The organism is Streptomyces sp. NPDC088116, assembly GCF_044741745.1.
Classification (GTDB): domain Bacteria; phylum Actinomycetota; class Actinomycetes; order Streptomycetales; family Streptomycetaceae; genus Streptomyces.
Genome location: NZ_JBIUTF010000002.1, coordinates 1,193,156 through 1,213,552, shown reverse-complemented (window position 1 = coordinate 1,213,552; position 20,397 = coordinate 1,193,156). Strand labels below are relative to the sequence as shown.

General features: G+C 68.0%; 14 protein-coding genes and 1 tRNA gene. 10 read left to right on the top strand and 5 right to left on the bottom strand.

Translation table 11 applies throughout. The features are described 5' to 3' along the window. Positions 1 to 17: 17 nt before the first annotated feature. Positions 18 to 2,729, bottom strand: a complete 2,712-nt coding sequence (polA, locus tag ACIOJD_RS11605; RefSeq protein ID WP_401911172.1) for a DNA polymerase I — start codon at positions 2,727 to 2,729, stop codon at positions 18 to 20. Between the two features lie 266 nt (positions 2,730 to 2,995). Here polA and ACIOJD_RS11600 point away from each other — a divergent pair, with 266 nt between their 5' ends. The 7 genes from ACIOJD_RS11600 (at position 2,996) to ACIOJD_RS11570 (ending at position 12,300) form a co-directional block, all read left to right on the top strand. Beyond that, positions 2,996 to 5,284, top strand: a complete 2,289-nt coding sequence (locus tag ACIOJD_RS11600; RefSeq protein WP_401911169.1) for an FdhF/YdeP family oxidoreductase — start codon at positions 2,996 to 2,998, stop codon at positions 5,282 to 5,284. Positions 5,285 to 5,475: 191 nt separating this feature from the next. Next, complete coding sequence (locus ACIOJD_RS11595) at positions 5,476 to 6,003, top strand: PaaI family thioesterase (RefSeq protein WP_401911166.1); 528 nt, start codon at positions 5,476 to 5,478, stop codon at positions 6,001 to 6,003. Between the two features lie 617 nt (positions 6,004 to 6,620). After that, positions 6,621 to 7,853 carry a branched-chain amino acid ABC transporter substrate-binding protein gene (locus ACIOJD_RS11590; protein WP_401911163.1) on the top strand — a complete coding sequence of 411 codons (1,233 nt, stop codon included), beginning with the start codon at positions 6,621 to 6,623 and terminating at the stop codon, positions 7,851 to 7,853. A 103-nt stretch (positions 7,854 to 7,956) separates the two neighbouring features. Beyond that, on the top strand, positions 7,957 to 8,886 hold the full coding sequence (locus ACIOJD_RS11585; protein WP_401911161.1) for a branched-chain amino acid ABC transporter permease: 930 nt from the start codon (positions 7,957 to 7,959) through the stop codon (positions 8,884 to 8,886). A gap of 5 nt (positions 8,887 to 8,891) precedes the next feature. Next, entirely contained in the window at positions 8,892 to 10,697 is a 1,806-nt protein-coding gene (locus tag ACIOJD_RS11580; protein WP_401911159.1) for a branched-chain amino acid ABC transporter permease, read from the top strand. Between the two features lie 5 nt (positions 10,698 to 10,702). After that, complete coding sequence (locus tag ACIOJD_RS11575) at positions 10,703 to 11,587, top strand: ABC transporter ATP-binding protein (RefSeq protein WP_401911157.1); 885 nt, start codon at positions 10,703 to 10,705, stop codon at positions 11,585 to 11,587. Then, complete coding sequence (locus tag ACIOJD_RS11570) at positions 11,584 to 12,300, top strand: ABC transporter ATP-binding protein (protein ID WP_401911154.1); 717 nt, start codon at positions 11,584 to 11,586, stop codon at positions 12,298 to 12,300. The genes ACIOJD_RS11575 and ACIOJD_RS11570 overlap by 4 nt, the downstream gene beginning before the upstream one ends. Positions 12,301 to 12,391: 91 nt before the next feature. Here ACIOJD_RS11570 and ACIOJD_RS11565 read toward each other — a convergent pair whose 3' ends face one another. Then, positions 12,392 to 13,045, bottom strand: coding sequence for an ANTAR domain-containing response regulator (locus tag ACIOJD_RS11565; RefSeq protein ID WP_401911151.1), 654 nt, complete (start codon positions 13,043 to 13,045; stop codon positions 12,392 to 12,394). Positions 13,046 to 13,144: 99 nt separating this feature from the next. Between ACIOJD_RS11565 and ACIOJD_RS11560 the strand changes: the two genes are divergently transcribed. After that, positions 13,145 to 13,219: transfer RNA gene (locus ACIOJD_RS11560), tRNA-Leu, on the top strand. A gap of 108 nt (positions 13,220 to 13,327) precedes the next feature. Beyond that, positions 13,328 to 14,110: a transcriptional regulator gene (locus ACIOJD_RS11555; protein ID WP_401911149.1), complete on the top strand. Its 783-nt coding sequence runs from the start codon at positions 13,328 to 13,330 to the stop codon at positions 14,108 to 14,110. A 10-nt stretch (positions 14,111 to 14,120) separates the two neighbouring features. On the opposite strand, the gene pyk is transcribed toward ACIOJD_RS11555, so the two are convergent. Further along, positions 14,121 to 15,554 (bottom strand): pyruvate kinase, encoded by a 1,434-nt coding sequence (pyk, locus tag ACIOJD_RS11550; RefSeq protein WP_401911147.1) that lies wholly within the window; start codon positions 15,552 to 15,554, stop codon positions 14,121 to 14,123. A gap of 210 nt (positions 15,555 to 15,764) precedes the next feature. Continuing rightward, positions 15,765 to 16,481 (bottom strand): SIMPL domain-containing protein, encoded by a 717-nt coding sequence (locus tag ACIOJD_RS11545; RefSeq protein ID WP_401911757.1) that lies wholly within the window; start codon positions 16,479 to 16,481, stop codon positions 15,765 to 15,767. A 302-nt stretch (positions 16,482 to 16,783) separates the two neighbouring features. On the opposite strand from ACIOJD_RS11545, the gene ACIOJD_RS11540 reads away from it, so the two are divergent. Beyond that, the gene (locus ACIOJD_RS11540) at positions 16,784 to 18,619 is read left to right on the top strand and encodes a 5'-nucleotidase C-terminal domain-containing protein (RefSeq protein ID WP_401911145.1); all 1,836 of its coding nucleotides are present in this window, start codon (positions 16,784 to 16,786) and stop codon (positions 18,617 to 18,619) included. Between the two features lie 66 nt (positions 18,620 to 18,685). Here ACIOJD_RS11540 and ACIOJD_RS11535 read toward each other — a convergent pair whose 3' ends face one another. Continuing rightward, positions 18,686 to 20,095 (bottom strand): lysine N(6)-hydroxylase/L-ornithine N(5)-oxygenase family protein, encoded by a 1,410-nt coding sequence (locus ACIOJD_RS11535; protein WP_401911143.1) that lies wholly within the window; start codon positions 20,093 to 20,095, stop codon positions 18,686 to 18,688. Positions 20,096 to 20,397: the final 302 nt, after the last annotated feature.

Genomic DNA, 20,397 nt, shown 5'->3' with positions numbered 1-20,397 from the left:
AGGGGTCGGCGCAGTGATCAGTGCGCCGCCGACTCCCAGTTGTCGCCCACGCCCACCGAGACATCCAGCGGCGCCCGCAGTTCGACCGCGGTCGGCATTTCCCGGCGCAGCAGCTCCTCCACCCGGTCACGCTCGCCCGGGGCGATCTCCAGGACGATTTCGTCATGGACCTGGAGGAGCATCCGGCTGTTCAGGGAAGCCTCGGTCATCGCCCGGTCGACCTTGAGCATGGCCACCTTGACGATGTCCGCCGCCGTGCCCTGGATCGGTGCGTTGAGGGCCATGCGCTCGGCCATCTCACGGCGCTGCCGGTTGTCGCTGTTGAGGTCGGGCAGATAGCGGCGGCGGCCCAGCATCGTCTCCGTATAGCCCGTGGCCCTGGCCTCCACGACCGCTCGGTGCAGATAGTCGCGGACGCCTCCGAAGCGCTCGAAGAAGGTGTCCATCAGCCCGCGTGCCTCGGCCGCCTCGATGTTCAGCTGCTGGGAGAGGCCGAACGCCGAGAGCCCGTAGGCCAGTCCGTACGACATCGCCTTGATCTTCCGGCGCATCTCGGGGTCCACGGCGGACTTCTCCACACCGAACACCTGGGAGGCGACGGTGGTGTGCAGGTCCTCACCGGAGGTGAAGGCCTCGATCAGCCCCTCGTCCTCGGAGAGATGGGCCATCACCCGCAGCTCGATCTGGCTGTAGTCGGCCGTCATCAGCGACTCGTAGCCCTCGCCCACGACGAAGCCGCGGCGGATGGCCCGGCCCTCGTCGGTGCGCACCGGGATGTTCTGGAGGTTGGGATCGGTGGAGGAGAGCCGGCCGGTCGCCGCCACGGTCTGGTTGAAGGTGGTGTGGATCCGGCCGTCCGCTCCGATCGTCTTGATCAGGCCCTCGACCGTGACCCGCAGCTTCGCCTGCTCGCGGTGGCGCAGCATGATGACCGGCAGTTCGTGCTCGGTCCGGGCGGCGAGCCAGGCCAGCGCGTCCGCGTCCGTGGTGTAACCCGTCTTGGTCTTCTTCGTCTTGGGCAGGCCCAGCTCGCCGAAGAGGACTTCCTGGAGCTGCTTGGGCGAGCCGAGGTTGAACTCATGGCCGACGGCGGCATGCGCCTCCTTCACGGCCTGCTGCACGGCGCCCGCGAACTGCTGCTCCATGGCCTCCAGATGCGACCGGTCGGCGGCGATGCCATGGCGCTCCAGCCGGGCCAGCAGCACGGAGGTCGGCAGCTCCACATCATGGAGCAGCTCGGTGGCACCGACCTCACCCAGCCGCTCGGTGAACGCGTCCCCCAGGTCGAGGACCGCCCGCGCCTGTGTCATCAGCGCCTCGGCCTCGGCCTGCTCGTCCGTACCGAAGGCGAGCTGTCCGTCGGCGGCGGCCGCCGGGGCCAGCTCCCGGCCGAGGTATTCGATGGCCAGCGCGTCCAGGGCGAAGGAGCGGCGGCCCGGCTTGACCAGGTAGGCGGCCAGGGCGGTGTCCATCGTGACGCCGTCGACCCGCCAGCCGTGCTCGGGAGCGACCCGCATGGCGCTCTTCGCGTTGTGCATGACCTTGGGCCGGCCGGCGTCGGCGATCCAGGCCGCGAAGGCCTGCTCGTCGGCCTCGTCCAGCTGGGTCGGGTCGAACCAGGCGGCGGCGCCACCCGCGGCGGCGAGCGCGACCTCGGCGACACTGCCGGTGCCCAGCGCCCACGTGTCGGCCGTGGCGACACCGAGCGGCTGTGCTCCGTGCTCGGCCAGCCAGGGCGCGAGCTCTCCCGAGCCGAGGACCGCGCCGTCCAGCTCGACACCGGCGGCGGGCGGCGGGGCCTCGTCCTCGACGGCGCCGGGGTCCACGGCGAGCAGCCGCTCACGCAGGCTGGGGTTACGGATCTCCAGCACGTCCAGCACGCCCTTGACGGCCGCACGGTCGTACGGGGCGCGCTCCAGGTCCCGCGCGCTCTTGGGCAGCTCGACGTCCTTCACCATCTCCGTGAGCCGGCGGTTGAGCCTGACCGACTCCAGGTGGTCACGGAAATTCTGGCCCGCCTTGCCCTTGACCTCCTCGGCGCGCGCCACCAGCTCGTCGAAGGAACCGAACTGGTTGATCCACTTCGCGGCGGTCTTCTCCCCCACCCCCGGAATGCCGGGCAGGTTGTCGGACGGGTCGCCGCGCAGCGCCGCGAAGTCCGGATACTGGCTGGGCGAGAGCCCGTACTTCTCCTGAACCTTCTCGGGTGTGAAGCGCGTCAGCTCGGAGACGCCCTTCGTCGGATACAGCACCGTCGTGTGCTCACTGATCAGCTGGAACGAGTCCCGGTCTCCCGTGACGATGAGCACCTCGAAGCCCGCGGCCTCGGCCTGGGTGGCGAGCGTCGCGATGACGTCGTCCGCCTCGAAGCCGTCGATCGCGAACCGGTCCGCGTGCATCGCGTCGAGCAGCTCGCCGATCAGCTCCACCTGCCCCTTGAACTCGTCGGGCGTCTTCGAGCGGTTCGCCTTGTACTCCGGGAACTCCTCGGAGCGCCAGGTCTTGCGGGACACGTCGAACGCCACGGCGAAATGCGTGGGCGATTCATCACGCAACGTGTTCGCCAGCATCGACGCGAAGCCGTAGATGGCATTCGTCGGCTGACCGGTCGCGGTCGTGAAATTCTCCGCGGGCAGCGCGAAGAACGCCCGGTACGCCAGAGAGTGCCCGTCCATGAGGAGCAGGCGAGGACGGTTGTCTTCGGTCTTCTTCGATGCTGTCTCAGCCACAGACCCGATCCTGCCACGCCCCACTGACATTCCCGACCGGCGCGATCCCGGCCGCCCCTCGCTCGCCCCCGACCAGCGCGAACCCGGCCACCCCGCACACGACCCCGGCCGCCCCGGCCGCCGCCCCGCAACAACCGGGCTGCACACCCGCCGGGCGGGCCCGCGCACCGGGCCGGCCCCACCCGTCCGGACTCGGACTCCCCACCGTCAGTGGCGCGTGACAGGATCGGCCCCAAACCGAGAACGCGTACCCGAGGGAGAGCGTGATGGCCAGCAAACCGCCCGCAGGTGACCCGGTCCAGGACGCGCCAGAGGTCTCGGCCCCCAAACACGCGGCCGCGGGACTCCCCGCCATCGCGCACACACTCCGTATCGCCCAACAGCAGATGGGCGTGCGGCGCACCGCTCAGACGCTGCTCAAGGTCAACCAGAAGAACGGTTTCGACTGCCCCGGCTGCGCCTGGCCCGAGGGCGACCACCGGCACACCGCGGAATTCTGTGAGAACGGCGCGAAGGCCGTCGCGGAAGAGGCGACACTGCGCCGGGTCACCCCCGAGTTCTTCGCCGCCCATCCGGTGTCCGACCTCGCCTCCCGCAGCGGCTACTGGCTGGGGCAGCAGGGCCGGATCACCCAGCCCATGCTGCTGGAGCGGGACACAGAAGGACCGGGCGGCGACCACTACGCGCCGGTGAGCTGGGAGCGGGCCTTCGCGATCATCGCGGAGGAGCTGACGGCGCTCGGCTCCCCCGACGAAGCCCTCTTCTACACTTCGGGCCGCACCAGCAACGAAGCCGCGTTCCTGCTCCAGCTCTTCGCCCGCGAATTCGGCACGAACAACCTCCCCGACTGCTCCAACATGTGCCACGAGTCGTCCGGCTCGGCGCTCTCGGAGACCATCGGCATCGGCAAGGGCAGCGTCTCCCTGGAAGACCTCCACCAGGCCGACCTGATCATCGTCGCCGGACAGAACGCGGGCACCAACCACCCCCGGATGCTCTCCGCGCTGGAGAAGGCCAAGGCGGCCGGCGCCCGGATCATCTCGGTCAACCCGCTGCCCGAGGCCGGCCTGCAACGGTTCAAGAACCCGCAGACCCCCCAGGGCATGATCAAGGGCGCCGCCCTCAACGACCTCTTCCTCCAGATCCGTATCGGCGGCGACCAGGCCCTCTTCCGGCTGCTCAACAAGCTGATCCTTCAGACCCCGGGCGCGGTCGACGACACGTTCGTGGCGGAACACACCCACGGGTACGAGGAGTTCACCGCCGCCGCGCAAGCCGCCGACTGGGACGAGACCCTGGCCGCCACCGGCCTGGAGCGCGCGGAGATCGAACAGGCCCTCTCCCTCGTCCTCGCCTCGGAACGCACCATCGTCTGCTGGGCCATGGGCCTCACCCAGCACAAGCACTCCGTGCCGACCATCCGCGAAGTCGTCAACTTCCTGCTGCTGCGCGGCAACATCGGCCGCCCCGGCGCGGGCGTCTGCCCGGTGCGCGGGCACTCCAACGTGCAGGGCGACCGCACGATGGGCATCTTCGAGCGCCCCGCCCCCGCCTTCCTCGACGCCCTCGACCGGGAATTCGGCATCACCTCGCCACGCCACCACGGCTACGACGTCGTCCGGTCCATCGAGGCGCTGCGCGACGGCGAGGCCAAGGTCTTCTTCGCCATGGGCGGCAACTTCGTCGCCGCGACCCCCGACACCGACGTCACCGAAGCCGCGATGCGCCGCGCCCGCCTCACCGTGCACGTCTCCACCAAACTCAACCGCTCGCACGCGGTGACCGGCGCACGCGCGCTGATCCTGCCCACCCTGGGCCGCACCGACAAGGATTTCCAGGCGGGCGGCCGTCAGATCGTCACCGTCGAGGACTCCATGGGGATGGTGCACGCCTCCCGCGGCAACCTCCCGCCCGCGAGCCCCCACCTGCTCTCCGAACCCGCCATCGTCGCCCGCATGGCACGCGCCGCCCTGGGACCCGCCTCCACCACCCCGTGGGAGGACTTCGAGAAGGACTACGCGAACATCCGCGACCGGATCGCCCGCGTCATCCCCGGCTTCGAGGACTTCAACGCGCGCGTGGCCCGCCCCGGCGGCTTCGCGCTCCCGCACGGCCCCCGCGACGAACGCCGCTTCCCCACCGCCACCGGCAAGGCCAACTTCACCGCCGCGCCCGTCGAGTTCCCGAAGCTGCCCGAAGGGCGGCTGCTGCTCCAGACCCTGCGCTCGCACGACCAGTACAACACCACCATCTACGGCCTCGACGACCGCTACCGCGGCATCAAGGGCGGCCGCCGGGTCGTGCTGGTGAACCCCGAGGACGCGGCCGAACTGGGCCTCACCGACGGCGCGTACACCGACCTCGTCAGCGAGTGGAAGGACGGCGTGGAGCGCCGCGCCCCCGGCTTCCGGGTCGTCCACTACCCCACCGCACGCGGCTGCGCCGCCGCCTACTACCCGGAGACCAATGTGCTGGTCCCGCTCGGCTCGACGGCCGACACGAGCAACACCCCGGCGAGCAAGTCCGTCGTCGTGCGCTTCGAGCAGTCCGCCTGAGCGGCCTGGAGCAGCCGGCCTCGGACAGCCTGGGCCCGGCCTCCGGACCGGGGCTCTGCCGGGCCGGTCGTCGCGGTCCCGGGACGACCGGCCCGACAGAACCTAAGCGTTTGCTCAGCCGTGTCTGATAGACAGGACAAGACGGTGCACACAGCACGCACTTGACGACCACAGCCGATCGGAGCCGGGCCATGGGTGAGCAGTCCACCACGAAGTTCCCGCAGGGGATCATCGACGAGTACGCCGCGCTCGGCGTCGACCTGCCCGCGCTCTTCTCCGCCGGACACCTGGGCACCCGTATGGGCGTGGAGATCGTCGAGGCGTCACCGGACCGCGTCGTCGGCACCATGCCCGTCGAGGGCAACACGCAGCCGTACGGACTGCTGCACGGCGGCGCCTCGGCCGTCCTCGCGGAGACCCTCGGCTCCATCGGCGCGATGCTCCACGGCGGCAGCTCCAAGATCGCCGTGGGCGTGGACCTCAACTGCACGCACCACCGCGGCGTCCGCAGCGGCATCGTGACCGGCGTCGCGACCCCCGTGCACCGCGGGCGCACCACCACGACGTACGAGATCGTCATCACCGACGAGCACGGCAAGCGCGTCTGCAGCGCCCGGCTCACCTGCCTGCTCCGCGACGCCGGAACCGATGCCCGTGCCGGCTCCGGCGCCGCCACCAGCACGGACACCCCGGCCGCCGGCGACGGTACGCGAGACTGACCGCACGAGACGCGCGGACCCGGCCGGCCGGGCGCACGAGCCCGGCCGGTCGGATCACGCAACCCGGCCGTACGGACCGGCCCGCCCCGCCGGCGGGCCCGACGCCACTTCCCGAACGCGCCCCAGCCCCACCCCAAGTACCGCAAAAGCCCGGCCCACAGCTAAAAGCGCCTACGGGCACTCATGTGCGCAATGCGGAAAAGAGCCGCAGAATCCAGGATTCCCTTTCCTGGACGTAACGCCGCGTAATAAGGGCGCAACATGGAAGCGGAGTCCCTCCCTCCTCGGAATCCGCCCCGCCGATCCTTCCCGACACCCGGGACGGCCCGCCCACAAAACCGTCCGCACGGCGGGCACCTCGGCCCCGTCCTGCTGGTTCCTCGCAGCCCGCGCGGCCAAAGAGCCCCAAACCCCTCTTTCAGCCACGCAATTGATCTACACAAACCCCTCCGTAGTAACAAGAGAGTCACAGCATGGTCCACACCTCTGCTGCATTCCTGTGACTCGTGCTTATAGTCACTGCCAGTCACTGCGCCGCCGGAATCCCTTCGAGTTCGGCTCCGGCGCTCGACCCGGCGTTTCCAGAAGGGGCGCCGCGCCAGGGGAAAGGCCTGAACGTGCGTCACCGTTCCTTCTTCTTCATCACCACCGCGATCACCGCGGGGGCACTCACACTGTCCGCCTGCGGCTCCCGCGACGACAGCGGCAGCGGTGACGGCGGCGGCACCACCGTCGTCATCGGCCTCGACGCGCCGCTCACCGGCGACCTCTCCGCGCTCGGCCAGGGCATCAAGAACTCCGCCGACCTCGCGGTCAAGACCGCCAACAAGAACAAAGAGGTCGACGGAGTCACCTTCAAACTGGAGGCCCTCGACGACGTCGCGCAGGCCTCCACCGGCCAGCAGAACGCCACCAAGCTCGTCTCCAACAACGACGTCATGGGCGTCGTCGGCCCCCTCAACTCCGACGTCGGCCAGTCCATGCAGAAGGTCTTCGCCAACGCCAACCTCGTCCAGGTCTCGCCCGCCAACACCAACCCCGAGCTGACCCAGGGCAAGGACTGGCAGAGCGGCAAGAAGGTCCGCGGCTTCAAGACGTACTTCCGTACCTCGACGACGGACGCCATCCAGGGCCCGTTCGCCGCGCAGTACATGTACAACGAGAAGAAGCTCAAGAAGGTCTACGTCATCGACGACAAGAAGACCTACGGAGCCGGCCTCGCCGCCACCTTCGCCCAGGAGTTCAAGAAGCTCGGCGGCAAGGTCGTCGGAAGCGACCACATCAACCCCGACGACAAGGACTTCTCCTCCGTCGCCAGCAAGGTCGCCGCGACCGACGCCGAACTGGTCTACTACGGCGGCGAATACCCCGCCGGCGCCCCCCTCGCCAGCCAGATCAAGAACGCCGGCGCCAAGATCCCCACCATCGGCGGCGACGCGCTCTTCAGCGCCGAGTACATCAACCTCGCCAAGGCCAACGCCGAAGGCGACTTCGCCAGCTCCGTCGGCGCCCCGCTCGAGACCCTCGACACCGCCAAGAAGTTCATAGCCGACTACAAGAGCGCCGGCTACAAGGACGCCTTCGAGGCGTACGGCGGCTACTCCTACGACTCCACCTGGGCCATCATCCAGGCCGTCAAGGCCGTCGTCGAGAAGAACGACGGCAAGCTCCCCGAGAGCAAGGACGCCCGCGAGCAGATCACCGCGGCCATGCAGGACGTCAGCTTCGACGGAGTCTCCGGCAAGGTCGGCTTCGACGAGTTCGGCGACACCACCAACAAGCAGCTCTCCCTCTACGAGGTCAAGAACGGCAAGCACGTCGCGGTCACGAGCGGCGAGTTCGAAGGCTGATCCGAGCCCTCCGGCCCCACCCCGTACATCTGAATACCGCGCGGGGGCGCCACAAGCGCCCCCGCGCGGCCGTATCTGACCACACTCACTCGGAGGCCCCGCGGTGAACGATCTGCCGCAGCAACTTGCCAACGGCCTGCTACTCGGCGCGCTGTACGGACTCATCGCAATCGGTTACACGATGGTCTATGGCATAGTCCAGCTCATCAACTTCGCCCACGGCGAAATATTCATGATCGGCGGCTTCGGCGCGCTGACCGCCTACCTGTGGCTGCCCGCCGGCACCAGCCTCCTGCTCGCCCTGCCCCTCATGATCCTGATGGCCATGGCCTGCTCCGTACTCGTCGCCATAGGCGCCGAACGCTTCGCCTACCGACCCCTGCGAAGCGCCCCCCGGCTGGCACCACTCATCACCGCGATCGGCCTCTCCATCGCACTCCAGCAAGCCGTCTGGGCCTTCTACCCCGACGCCACCAAGTCCCGCCCGTTCCCCGAATTCGACGGCGGACGACTCGACCTCGGCGCCTTCGCCATCGGACGCGGTGACCTCTTCCTCCTCATCGCGGCCCCCGCCTGCATGATCGGCCTCGGCTTCTTCGTCTCCAAGACCCGCACCGGCCGCGCCATGCAAGCCACCTCGCAGGACCCCGACACCGCCAAGCTCATGGGCATCAACACCGACCGCATCATCGTCACCGCCTTCGCCATCGGCGCCGCGTTCGCCGCCATCGCCGCCGTCGCCCACGGCCTCAAATACGGCGAAGTCAACTTCAAGATGGGCTTCATCGCCGGCCTCAAGGCCTTCACCGCCGCCGTCCTCGGCGGCATCGGCAACATCTACGGCGCCATGATCGGCGGACTCGTCCTCGGCCTCACCGAAGCCATGGCCACCGCCTACATCGAGAACATCCCCGGCATGTCGCAGTTCGGCGGCGGAGCCTGGAAGGACGTCTGGGCCTTCGTCCTCCTCATCCTCGTACTGCTGCTGAGGCCCCAAGGCCTCCTCGGCGCACGCGTCGCGGACAGGGCGTGATACCCATGACCACCACCACACCCCAGCAGGACACCCCGGCCACCACCCAGCACACCCCGCCGGTCATCCCCCTGCCCACCTCAGCCGCCCGCGCGGCCACCGCCCTCGGCGCGCTCCTCACCCTCGCGAGCACCTTCCTCGCCTGGACCTGGACCGCGGAATTCCCCGGCGACCTCACCGTCACCGGCTACCCCGGCGGCCTCCAGGTCCTCACCCTCACCGGTGCCCTCCTCACCCTCATCTTCACCACCGCCACCTACGGCATCCGAGGCCTCGGCTGGCTCACCCCCGGCGGCAAGAGCAGCGCCGTCCTGCTCCTCGCCCTCGGCACCTTCGCCACCACCTGGTACACGATCATCGCCATCGCCGTCGAACTCGGCGGACTCGCCAACCTCGAACCCGGCGGCTGGGTCGCCGCCGCCACCTCCCTCCTCACCCTCGTCGCCGCGTTCGGACTCCCCATCGACGTCCCCGCCGACACCGACAGCCAGGGCCGCACCCCGACACTCCCGCAACGCTTCGTCCAGGCCTTCAAAGCCCCCGTACCGGACAAGGCCGCACCGCTCCCGTCCTGGTTCGAAATCGTCATCATCGCCGTATCCTTCGGCCTCGGCCTGTTCGTCTTCACCTACGGGATCGACACCGAATACGCCGAACTCTTCATCGGCTTCCTCCTCATGGTCGGCTTCGGCACCACCGCCGTCGCCCGCGCCGGACTCAACCGCCGGCTCGCCACCCTCACCGCCACCCACAAGAACGTCACCGTGACCGCGGCCTTCGTCGCCGCCTTCGCGTTCCCGTTCACCCAGAGCAACGACGCCTACGCCACCATCGGCGCGAACATCCTCATCTTCGCCACCGTCGCACTCGGCCTCAACGTCGTCGTCGGCCTCGCCGGACTCCTCGACCTCGGATACGTCGCCTTCCTCGGCGTCGGCGCCTACACCGCGGCCCTCTTCTCCGGCTCGCCCTCCTCCACCATCGGGATCCAGCTCCCCTTCTGGGCAGCCGTACTCGCCGGCGCCGCCGCCTCACTCATCTTCGGCGTCGTCATCGGCGCCCCCACCCTCCGCCTCCACGGCGACTACCTCGCCATCGTCACCCTCGGCTTCGGCGAGATCTTCCGCATCGCCATGCAGAACATGGACGGCGCCTCCGGTCCCGACATCACCAACGGACCCAACGGCATCCCCAACATCCCCGACCTGGAACTCTTCGGCTTCAACCTCGGAGAGCCCCACACCGTCCTCGGCGTCGAACTCGGCAGGTTCTCCAACTACTACCTGCTCATGCTGTTCTTCACGATCATCGTCGTGACCGTCTTCCGCCGCTCCGACCAATCACGCATCGGCCGCGCCTGGGTCGCCATCCGCGAAGACGAGACAGCAGCCCGCGCCATGGGCATCAACGCCTTCCGGCTCAAACTCCTCGCCTTCGCCCTCGGCGCCACCCTCGCCGGAATGGCCGGCACCGTACAGGCCCACGTGACCTTCACCGTCACCCCCGCCCAGTACAAATTCGTCGAAGCCGTACCGCCCAACTCCGCCTTCCTCCTGGCAGCGGTCATCCTCGGCGGCATGGGCACCGTCAGCGGCCCCCTCATCGGCGCCTCACTGCTCTACCTCATCCCGGCCAAACTCCAATTCATGTCCGACTACCAACTGCTCCTCTTCGGCATCGCCCTCATCCTCCTCATGCGATTCCGCCCCGAAGGCCTCATCGCCGACCGCAGGAAGCAGCTCGAATTCCACGAGACCGGCCAACTCGACGCCCCCAAGGGCGATATCGGCCTCAGCAAAGCGGGGACGTGACCCAGATGACCACCGACACCACCCAGACCAGCGTGGCCACCGGCACCCCCGTCCTCCACGCCTCCGGCGTCACCATGCGCTTCGGCGGACTCACCGCCGTACGCGACGTCGAACTCACCGTCAACAGCGGCGAGATCGTCGGCCTCATCGGACCCAACGGCGCCGGCAAAACCACCTTCTTCAACTGCCTCACCGGCCTCTACATCCCCACCGAGGGCACCGTCTCCTACAAAGGAAAAGTCCTCCCCCACCGCTCCCACCTCGTCACCCAGGCCGGCATCGCCCGCACCTTCCAGAACATCCGGCTCTTCGCCAACATGACCGTCCTGGAAAACGTCCTCGTCGGCCGCCACACCCGCACCAAAGAAGGCCTCCTCTCCGCACTCCTGCGCGGCCCCGGATTCAAAAAAGCCGAACGCGAATCCGAAGAACGCGCCATGGAACTCCTCGAATTCACCGGCCTCGCCCACAAACGAGACCACCTCGCCCGCAACCTGCCCTACGGAGAACAGCGCAAGCTCGAAATCGCCCGCGCCCTCGCCAGCGAACCCGGCCTGCTGCTCCTCGACGAACCCACCGCGGGCATGAACCCCCAGGAGACCAGGACCACCCAGGACCTCGTCTTCGCCATCCGCGACCAAGGCATCGCCGTCCTCGTCATCGAGCACGACATGCGCTTCATCTTCAACCTCTGCGACCGCGTCGCCGTCCTCGTCCAAGGCGAGAAACTCGTCGAAGGAACCGCCGAGGTCGTCCAAGGGGACGAACGCGTCGTCGCCGCCTACCTCGGCACCCCCTACGAAGGCGCCCCCGGCGCCGAAGAGGCCTCCGAAGTGGAGGCCGCCGAGGCGAAGCAGAACACGCCCGGCACAGAAGGAGACAACCAGTGACCGCCCTCCTCGAGGTCGAAAACCTCAAGGTCGCCTACGGCAAGATCGAAGCCGTCAAAGGCATCTCCTTCAGCGTCGAAGCCGGCCAGATCGTCACCCTCGTCGGCACCAACGGCGCCGGCAAGACCACCACCCTGCGCACCCTCTCCGGACTGCTCAAGCCCGCGGGCGGCCGCATCACCTTCGACGGCAAACCCCTCGACGGAGTCGGCGCACACAAAATCGTCGCCCTCGGCCTCGCCCACTCCCCCGAAGGCCGCCGGATCTTCCCCCGGCTCACCATCACCGAAAACCTCCAGCTCGGCGCGTTCCTCCGCGACGACAGCGACGGCATCGCCAAGGACATCCAGCGCTCCTACGAGCTCTTCCCGATCCTCGGCGAACGCCGGAAACAAGCCGCGGGCACCCTCTCCGGCGGCGAACAGCAAATGCTCGCCATGAGCCGCGCCCTCATGTCACGGCCCAAACTCCTCATGCTCGACGAACCCTCCATGGGACTCTCGCCGATCATGATGCAGAAGATCATGGCCACCATCAGCGAACTCAAGGAGCAGGGCACCACCATCCTGCTCGTCGAGCAGAACGCCCAGGCCGCGCTCTCCCTCGCCGACCAGGGCCACGTCATGGAAGTCGGCAGGATCGTCCTCTCGGGCAGCGGACAGGACCTCCTGACCGACGAATCCGTCCGCAAGGCGTACCTCGGCGAGGACTGACCCCGAACCGAGCGACCCACACACGTCAGGAGGCCCGCCCCGATGTTCCGGGGCGGGCCTCCTGACGTACGGAACCGGGACGGGCCGCGAGCTACTGTCCCTTCGACGCCTTCTTCTCACCCGCGTCCTCGATGACCGCCTCAGCCACCTGCTGCATCGACAACCGCCGGTCCATCGACGTCTTCTGAATCCAACGGAACGCCGCCGGCTCCGTCAGCCCGTACTGCGTCTGCAACACCGACTTCGCCCGGTCCACCAGCTTCCGCGTCTCCAGCCGCTGCGAAAGATCCGCGACCTCCTGCTCCAGCGTCTTCAGCTCCGTGAACCGCGACACCGCCATCTCGATGGCCGGCACCACATCACTCTTGCTGAACGGCTTCACCAGATACGCCATCGCCCCGGCGTCCCGCGCCCGCTCCACCAGATCACGCTGGGAGAACGCGGTCAGCATCAGGACCGGCGCGATGGACTCCTCCGCGATCTTCTCGGCGGCGGAGATCCCGTCCAGAACCGGCATCTTCACATCGAGGATCACCAGATCCGGCCGGTGCTCCCGGGCCAGCTCGACGGCTTGCTCACCGTCACCGGCCTCACCGACGACCGAATAGCCCTCTTCTTCGAGCATCTCTTTGAGGTCGAGGCGGATCAGGGCCTCGTCCTCTGCGATGACGACGCGTGTCGTCAGCGGCGGGACGTGGGACTTGTCGTCGTCGTCGACGGGCTGGGGCGACTCGGGGGCGGTCACGGGGGCTCCTCGTTCCAGACAGGGTGCTGCTCCCCATGAGCCTACCGAGCTGCGGTAAAGTAGGCCCAGGCGGGGGACCTTAATCCCTTGCATTCTCAGGCCCCAGTACTCCAACTGGTCAGAGAGGCCGCTCTCAAACAGCGGACAGTGTGGGTTCGAATCCCACCTGGGGCACTTTCCTTCGATTCCAAGGTCACGGGAAAGCTCGCGTCAACCACTTGATCGCGTGAATTTCCACGGTTCCGTGACCATGTGCCGGGCTTCTTGACCAGCATCGGCCCCATGTACGACCTCCAGACACGACAGCGAGCGTTGTCGCTGGTCGACCGGGGACAGAGCCTCAGCGCCGTCAGCAAGCAGACTGGCATATCCCGCGCGGCGATCCGCTCATGGCAGATCCGAATCGACCCGCTTCCTCGTATGCGGGGACGGACAACCGCCTGCCCAAGGTGTCTGCCCGAGCCGGTCGCACCGGCCGACTCCGCTTCGTACGCCTACCTGTTGGGCCTCTACCTGGGTGACGGCTGTATCAGTCGCCACCGTCATGGCGGCTACTACCTGCGTATCGCGTGCGCGGATGCCTGGCCCCGCCTCATCGACCGGTGCCGCACCGCGATCACCGCTGTCCGGCCCGGGAACACCGTATGCCTCCTCCAGAAGCAGGGGTGCGTCATGGTGACGTCCTACGACAGGCACTGGCCGTGCCTGTTCCCTCAGCACGGGCCGGGCAAGAAACACGATCGCCCCGTCGGCCTCGAACCCTGGCGGCAAGACATCGTGGACGCGCACCCGTGGGAGTTCGTACGCGGCCTGATCCACTCCGAACGCTGCCGCGTCACCAACTGGACTGAGAAGATCATCGGTGGTGTGCGCAAGCGGTACGAATACCCTCGCTACTTCTTCTCCAACGCGTCCCGCGACATCCTGCGGCTCTTCACCGACGCCCTCGACTCGGTCGGCGTCGAGTGGAAACCCGCCAACCAGAACCGCGCCGTCCAGAACGTCTCCGTCGCCAAGCGCGCCTCCGTCGCTCTCATGGATGCGCGCATCGGGCCCAAGTACTGACCCGTACCCGCTACTTCGGGCTGTCGTCCTCGCCGATGTGGTGCACCCGTACCAGGTTCGTCGAGCCCGCCACTCCGGGCGGGGAGCCTGCCGTGATCACCACGATGTCGCCCTTCGCGCAGCGGCCGATCTTGAGCAGTTCCTCGTCCACCTGCGCGACCATCGCGTCCGTGGAGTCCACGTGCGGGCCGAGGAACGTCTCCACGCCCCATGTGAGGTTCAGCTGGGAGCGGGTGGCCGGGTCGGGGGTGAAGGCCAGGAGCGGGATCGGGGAACGGTAGCGGGAAAGGCGTTTGACGGTGTCGCCGGACTGGGTGAAGGCGACCAGGAACTTCGCGCCGAGGAAGTCGCCCATCTCGGCCGCCGCGCGGGCGACCGCGCCGGCCTGGGTGCGGGGTTTGCTGCGTTCCGTGATGGGGGGCAGGCCCTTGGCGAGGATGTCTTCTTCCGCCGCTTCGACGATGCGGCCCATCGTCCTGACGGTCTCGACGGGGTATTTGCCGACGCTGGTCTCGCCGGAGAGCATCACGGCGTCCGTTCCGTCGATGACGGCGTTGGCGACGTCGGATGCCTCGGCGCGGGTGGGGCGGGAGTTCTCGATCATCGAGTCGAGCATCTGGGTGGCGACGATGACGGGTTTGGCGTTGCGCTTGGCCAGTTTGATGGCGCGCTTCTGGACGATCGGGACCTGTTCGAGGGGCATTTCGACGCCGAGGTCGCCGCGGGCGACCATGATGCCGTCGAAGGCGGCGACGATGTCGTCGATGTTCTCGACGGCCTGGGGCTTTTCGACTTTGGCGATGACGGGGAGCCGGCGGTCCTCCTCGTCCATGATGCGGTGTACGTCGTCGATGTCGGCGCCGCTGCGTACGAAGGAGAGGGCGATGACGTCGGCGCCGGTGCGCAGGGCCCAGCGGAGGTCTTCGATGTCCTTGTCGGAGAGGGCGGGTACGGAGACGGCGACGCCGGGGAGGTTGAGGCCCTTGTGGTCGGAGACCATGCCGCCTTCGACGACGCGTGTGTGGACGCGGGGTCCGTCGACGGAGGTGACTTCGAGGGCGACCTTGCCGTCGTCCACGAGGATGCGTTCGCCGGTGGTGACGTCGGCGGGGAGTCCTTCGTAGGTGGTGCCGCAGGTGTGGCGGTCGCCTTCGAGGGGTTCGACGGTGATGGTGAACTCGTCGCCGCGTTCAAGGAGTACGGGGCCTTCGCTGAAGCGGCCGAGGCGGATCTTCGGTCCTTGAAGGTCGGCGAGGATGCCGACGCTCCGGCCGGTTTCTTCGGCGGCTTTGCGTACGCGCCGGTAGCGCTCCTCGTGGTCGGCGTAGGTGCCGTGGCTGAGGTTGAGGCGAGCTACGTCCATTCCGGCCTCGACCAGTGCCTTGATCTGGTCGTACGAGTCGGTGGCGGGCCCCAGGGTGCAGACGATTTTCGCTCGGCGCATATGTCGAGCCTAGACCTTACCGACCGGTAGGGATTTGGTCGTACATGACTACTCAACAACCCCTGTGTGAAAGGTAATTGACAAGAGTTGAATTGTGCGCGGGGGTGCTCCGATGAGCATTTTTCGCTTTGTCGGAACGCGGTCAAAGAACGTGGAAGTGACAGGACGCGGAAGTGACAGAACGTGGGAGTGACGGGAAGTCGTGGAGTGTCAGGAGGTGAGGTCCGGCGGGGTCATGGTGAAGCGCGCGTTCACCTGCGCGTACACGGTCTGGCGCTGTGGTTCGAGGTCGAGTGCGGGGGCTTCGGTCGCTTCGGCGCTTCCGTAGCTCATGCCGCGCAGTCCGCCGGGAGCGGCCGGCATGCCGTATCCGGCGCTGTTCTCCGCACCGAGGTCGGCGAGCTCGACCAGGGCCGCGAGGTGGGCGCCGAGGGCTCCGGCGTATTCGCGGGCGCGCTGGACGGCTTCCCGTACGGCCTGGCGGCGGGCTTCGCCGTGGGCCGGTGAGTCGGGGCGCAGCGCCCACCAGGGGCCGGTGACGTGGGTGAGTTCGAGGTCGGCGAGGCGGGTGGTGAGTTCGCCGAGGGCGGTGAAGTCGGCGAGTTCGGCGCTGAGGTGGACGCTGCCGTGGTAGGCGCGGACGCGTTCGCCGCGTCCGTGGCGGGTGAGTTCGGGGCTGATCGAGAAGGAGCCGGTTTCGAGTTTTTCGACGGAGTCGCCGTAGGTCTTGATGAGGGCGAGCACTTCGGTGTTGCGGCGGGTGAGGTCGTCGAGTGCGGTGCGCCGGTCGGTGCCTCGGGCGCTGATGGCGATGCTGATCCTGGCGATTTCCGGGTCGACCACCAGGCGTGCTTCGCCTCGGACGGCGACCCTGGGGGTGTCGGGGGTGCCGTAGGGGGCGGCGGGGGTGGGTGCGTCGGTGGTCACTGGGGCTCCCTCGTAGGTCGGCGGCCGGCCGCCGACCCGTACGGCGGTTGTCGCTGGGCGGCGATGACCCGCTGTACGGCGGCTGTCGCCGGCCAACTGCTGTGCGCGCTTCACGTACATGAGCTGCATGCGTACGTGCTCCATGCGTGCTCCATGTACGTGCTCCACTCTCGCATTCGGGTCCGACAATCGGCGGTCACCCGATCGAAACCGTACGAGGGTGTTGCGGTGCGGGTCTGTGAGCCAGAATCTACGCGCGTCGTGCATCGGATCGAGGGACGCATGGGATCGAGGGAGAAGAAATGCCGCTGAACCGTAGGACGTTCCTGGGCAGTACCGCTGCCACCGGTGCTGGTGTGGCGCTGGCGGGAGGGGTGGCGGGGCCGGCCGAGGCCGCCGGCCGGGGCCCTGGCGCGGGTCACGGTCATGACGGTGGCCATGGGGGTGCGGGGAAGGGGAAGCGGTATTCGTTCACCGTGATGGGGACGACCGACCTGCACGGCAACGTGTTCAACTGGGACTACTTCACGGACAAGGAGTTCGACGACGCGGCTCACAACGATGTGGGGCTGGCCAAGATCTCCACGCTGGTGGATCAGGTCCGTGAGGAGAAGGGCCGTCACAACACGCTGTTGATCGACGCGGGTGACACGATCCAGGGCACCCAGCTTTCGTACTACTACGCCAAGGTCGATCCGATCACCGCCGCGCGGGGTCCGGTGCATCCGATGGCGCAGGCGATGAACGCGATCAGTTATGACGCGGCGGCGCTCGGCAATCATGAGTTCAATTACGGTATTCCGGTGCTGCGGAAGTTCGAGGAGCAGTGTCGTTTCCCGCTGCTCGGTGCCAACGCACTGGACGCGAAGACGTTGAAGCCCGCTTTCGCACCGTATGTGATCAAGAAATTGCGGACGCCGTTCGGGCGTGAGGTGAAGGTCGCGGTTCTCGGGCTGACGAATCCCGGTATCGCGATCTGGGACAAGGCGAATGTCCAGGGGAAGATGACGTTCCCGGGGCTGGAGGAGCAGGCGGCGAAGTGGGTGCCGAAGCTGCGGTCCATGGGTGCGGATGTGGTGTTGGTGTCGGCGCATTCGGGGACGGACGGTTCGTCCTCGTACGGCGATCAGCTCCCCTATGTGGAGAATGCCGCGACGCTGGTGGCGGAGCGGGTGCCGGGTATTGACGCGATTCTGGTCGGGCACGCGCATGTGGAGATCCCGGAGCGCCGGGTGGTGAACAAGGAGTCCGGCAAGGATGTGGTGTTGTCGGAGCCGCTCAAGTGGGGTCAGCGGCTGACGCTCTTCGATGTGGATCTGGTGTGGGAGCGGGGTTCCTGGACGGTCGAGAGGGTCGGTTCGCGGGTCCTGAACTCCAACACGGTCGCCGAGGACAAGAAGATCACCCGGCTGCTCTCGGACGAGCACCGCAAGGTGGTGGCGTATGTCAACCAGGTGATCGGTACGTCGACCGCGGCGATGTCCACGGCCGACGCGCCGTGGAAGGACGAGCCGATCATCGATCTGATCAACCATGTCCAGGTGGAGACGGTGAAGGCGGCGCTGGCCGGTGGTGAGTGGGCGGGGCTGCCGGTGTTGTCGCAGGCGTCGTGTTTCTCGCGTACGGCTGGTATCCCGGCCGGTGATGTGACGATCAGGGCCGCGGCGGGGCTTTATCCGTTCGAGAACACCCTGGAGGCACGGCTGTTGACGGGCGCTCAGATTCTGGAGTACTTGGAGTATTCGGTGAGGTATTACGTCCGGACGGCGGCCGGTGCGCCGGTGGACACGTCGAAGCTGACGAATGCCGACAGTATTCCGGATTACAACTATGACGTGGTGTCGGGTCTGACGTACGAGATAGACATCGCGAAGCCGGTGGGTTCGCGGATCGTGAATGCGCGGTTCGGGGGTGCGGCGGTGGATCCGGCGGCGAAGTTCGTACTGGCGGTGAACAATTACCGGGCGAGCGGGGGCGGGAACTTCCCGCATGTCGCGGCGGCTCAGCAGTTGTGGGCCAATTCGGACGAGATCCGTAACACGATCATCGGGTGGGTACGGGAGGCGGGGACGGTCGATGCGGGCGCGTTCGCCTCGGTGGACTGGAAGTTGACGCGGGACGGTACGCCGGTCTTCTGATCCGGGAGTGCCCGGAGGAAAACCCACGGTTTCCTTGGGCTTCCTCCGGCGTGCTTCCGATGAGTTTCAGCGTACTTCGGTGAGTGGGACCAGGCCCCTTGGCTCGGGCAGCGAGCGGGTCTGGTTCCGGCCGTCGAGGCCGAAGCTGGTGAACGCGGTGCGCCGGGGCAGTGGGTAGGGCTCTTTGCCGGTGAGGTGGTTGAGGATGGTGGCGCTGCGCCAGGCCGCGAGCCCGAGGTCGGGTGCGCCGACGCCGTGGGTGTGCCGTTCGGCGTTCTGTACGTAGACGGAGCCGGTGACGCCGTCGTCGAGCATGATCCGGTGGTGCTCGTCGATGCGGGGGCGTTCGGCGTTGTCGCGGCGCATGTACGGGTCGAGCCCGGCGAGGATCCGGTCGAGGGAGCGTTCGCGGTAGCCGGTGGCGAGGACGACGGCGTCGGTGGTGAGCCGGGAGCGGGCGCCCTGTTGTGCGTGTTCGAGGTGGAGTTCGACTTTGGTGACGGCGACGCGTCCGGCGGTGCGGACGGAGACTCCGGGGGTGAGGACGGCGTCGGGCCAGCCGCCGTGGAGTGTGCGCCGGTAGAGCTCGTCGTGGATGGCGGCGAGGGTGTCGGCGTCGATGCCTTTGTGGAGCTGCCACTGGCGGGGGACGAGATCGTCGCGTACCTGCTGGGACAGGGCGTGGAAGTAGCGGGTGTAGTCGGGGGTGAACTGTTCCAGGCCGAGCTTGGAGTACTCCATGGGCGCGAAGGCTTCGGTGCGGGCGAGCCAGTGGATCTTCTCGGCTCCCTTGGGGCGGGCGCGCAGCAGGTCGAGGAAGATCTCGGCGCCGGACTGGCCCGATCCGATGACGGTGATGTGGCCGGCGGCCAGGAGCCGTTCGCGGTGTTCGAGGTAGTCGGCGGCGTGGATGACGGGGGCGGCGGGGGCGGCGACGAGGGGTTTGAGGGGGTCGGGGATGTACGGCTCGGTGCCGATGCCGAGGGCCACGTTGCGGGTGTGGGCGCGGCCGAGGGCGGCGGCTTCGCCGTCGGTGCCGAGCTGGGTGAAGTCGACTTCGAAGAGGGCGCGTTCGGGGTTCCAGCGGACGGCGTCGACCTGGTGGCCGAAGCGGAGTCCGGGGAGTTGCCGGCTGACCCAGCGGCAGTAGGCGTCGTATTCGGCGCGCTGGATGTGGAAGCGCTCGGCGAAGTAGAAGGGGAAGAGCCGGTCGCGGGCCTTGAGGTAGTTGAGGAAGGTCCAGGGGCTGGCGGGATCGGCGAGGGTGACCAGGTCGGCGAGGAAGGGCACTTGGAGGGCGGCGCCGTCGATGAGCAGGCCGGGGTGCCAGTGGAAGGCGGGGTTCTGGTCGTAGAAAGTGGCGTCGAGTCCGCCGTGGACGCCGTCGGCGAGAGCGGCGAGGGAGAGGTTGAACGGGCCGATGCCGATGCCCACCAGGTCGCGGGGCTGGTCGAGTTCGGCGGGTTGGGCGGTCATCGGCAGATACTGCCTTCCACGAGTCGGGCGCCCGGGGGTCCCGGGGGTCGGTGGTGGTGCCTACGGGGGACAACGATCCGGACCCGGGAGTGGTATCGCCGTGGGCGCAAGTGTGGTGAAGGACGGCTGAAAAGACTCCACTTGGCCCCGCCCCGGATCCGCCGTACGCGTGTACGTGCGCCTGCGCGGTGCGTGCGTGTACGGCGGACCCCGGCCCCGCCCCGGGGCGCGCTCTCGGCGCAGCCCGCGGGGTTGCCGGTGCCCGCGGGTTTGCCGGTGCCCGCGGGGTTGGTGGTGCCCAC

What these genes read in the sequence shown, in the direction of transcription:
- ACIOJD_RS11600 (WP_401911169.1), top strand. Translation starts at nt 2,996, where the DNA reads ATGGCCAGCAAACCGCCCGCAGGTGACCCGGTCCAGGACGCGCCAGAG.
- ACIOJD_RS11595 (WP_401911166.1), top strand. Translation starts at nt 5,476, where the DNA reads ATGGGTGAGCAGTCCACCACGAAGTTCCCGCAGGGGATCATCGACGAG.
- ACIOJD_RS11580 (WP_401911159.1), top strand. Translation starts at nt 8,892, where the DNA reads ATGACCACCACCACACCCCAGCAGGACACCCCGGCCACCACCCAGCAC.
- ACIOJD_RS11575 (WP_401911157.1), top strand. Translation starts at nt 10,703, where the DNA reads ATGACCACCGACACCACCCAGACCAGCGTGGCCACCGGCACCCCCGTC.
- ACIOJD_RS11555 (WP_401911149.1), top strand. Translation starts at nt 13,328, where the DNA reads ATGTACGACCTCCAGACACGACAGCGAGCGTTGTCGCTGGTCGACCGG.
- pyk (WP_401911147.1), bottom strand. Translation starts at nt 15,554, where the DNA reads ATGCGCCGAGCGAAAATCGTCTGCACCCTGGGGCCCGCCACCGACTCG.
- ACIOJD_RS11540 (WP_401911145.1), top strand. Translation starts at nt 16,784, where the DNA reads ATGCCGCTGAACCGTAGGACGTTCCTGGGCAGTACCGCTGCCACCGGT.
- ACIOJD_RS11535 (WP_401911143.1), bottom strand. Translation starts at nt 20,095, where the DNA reads ATGACCGCCCAACCCGCCGAACTCGACCAGCCCCGCGACCTGGTGGGC.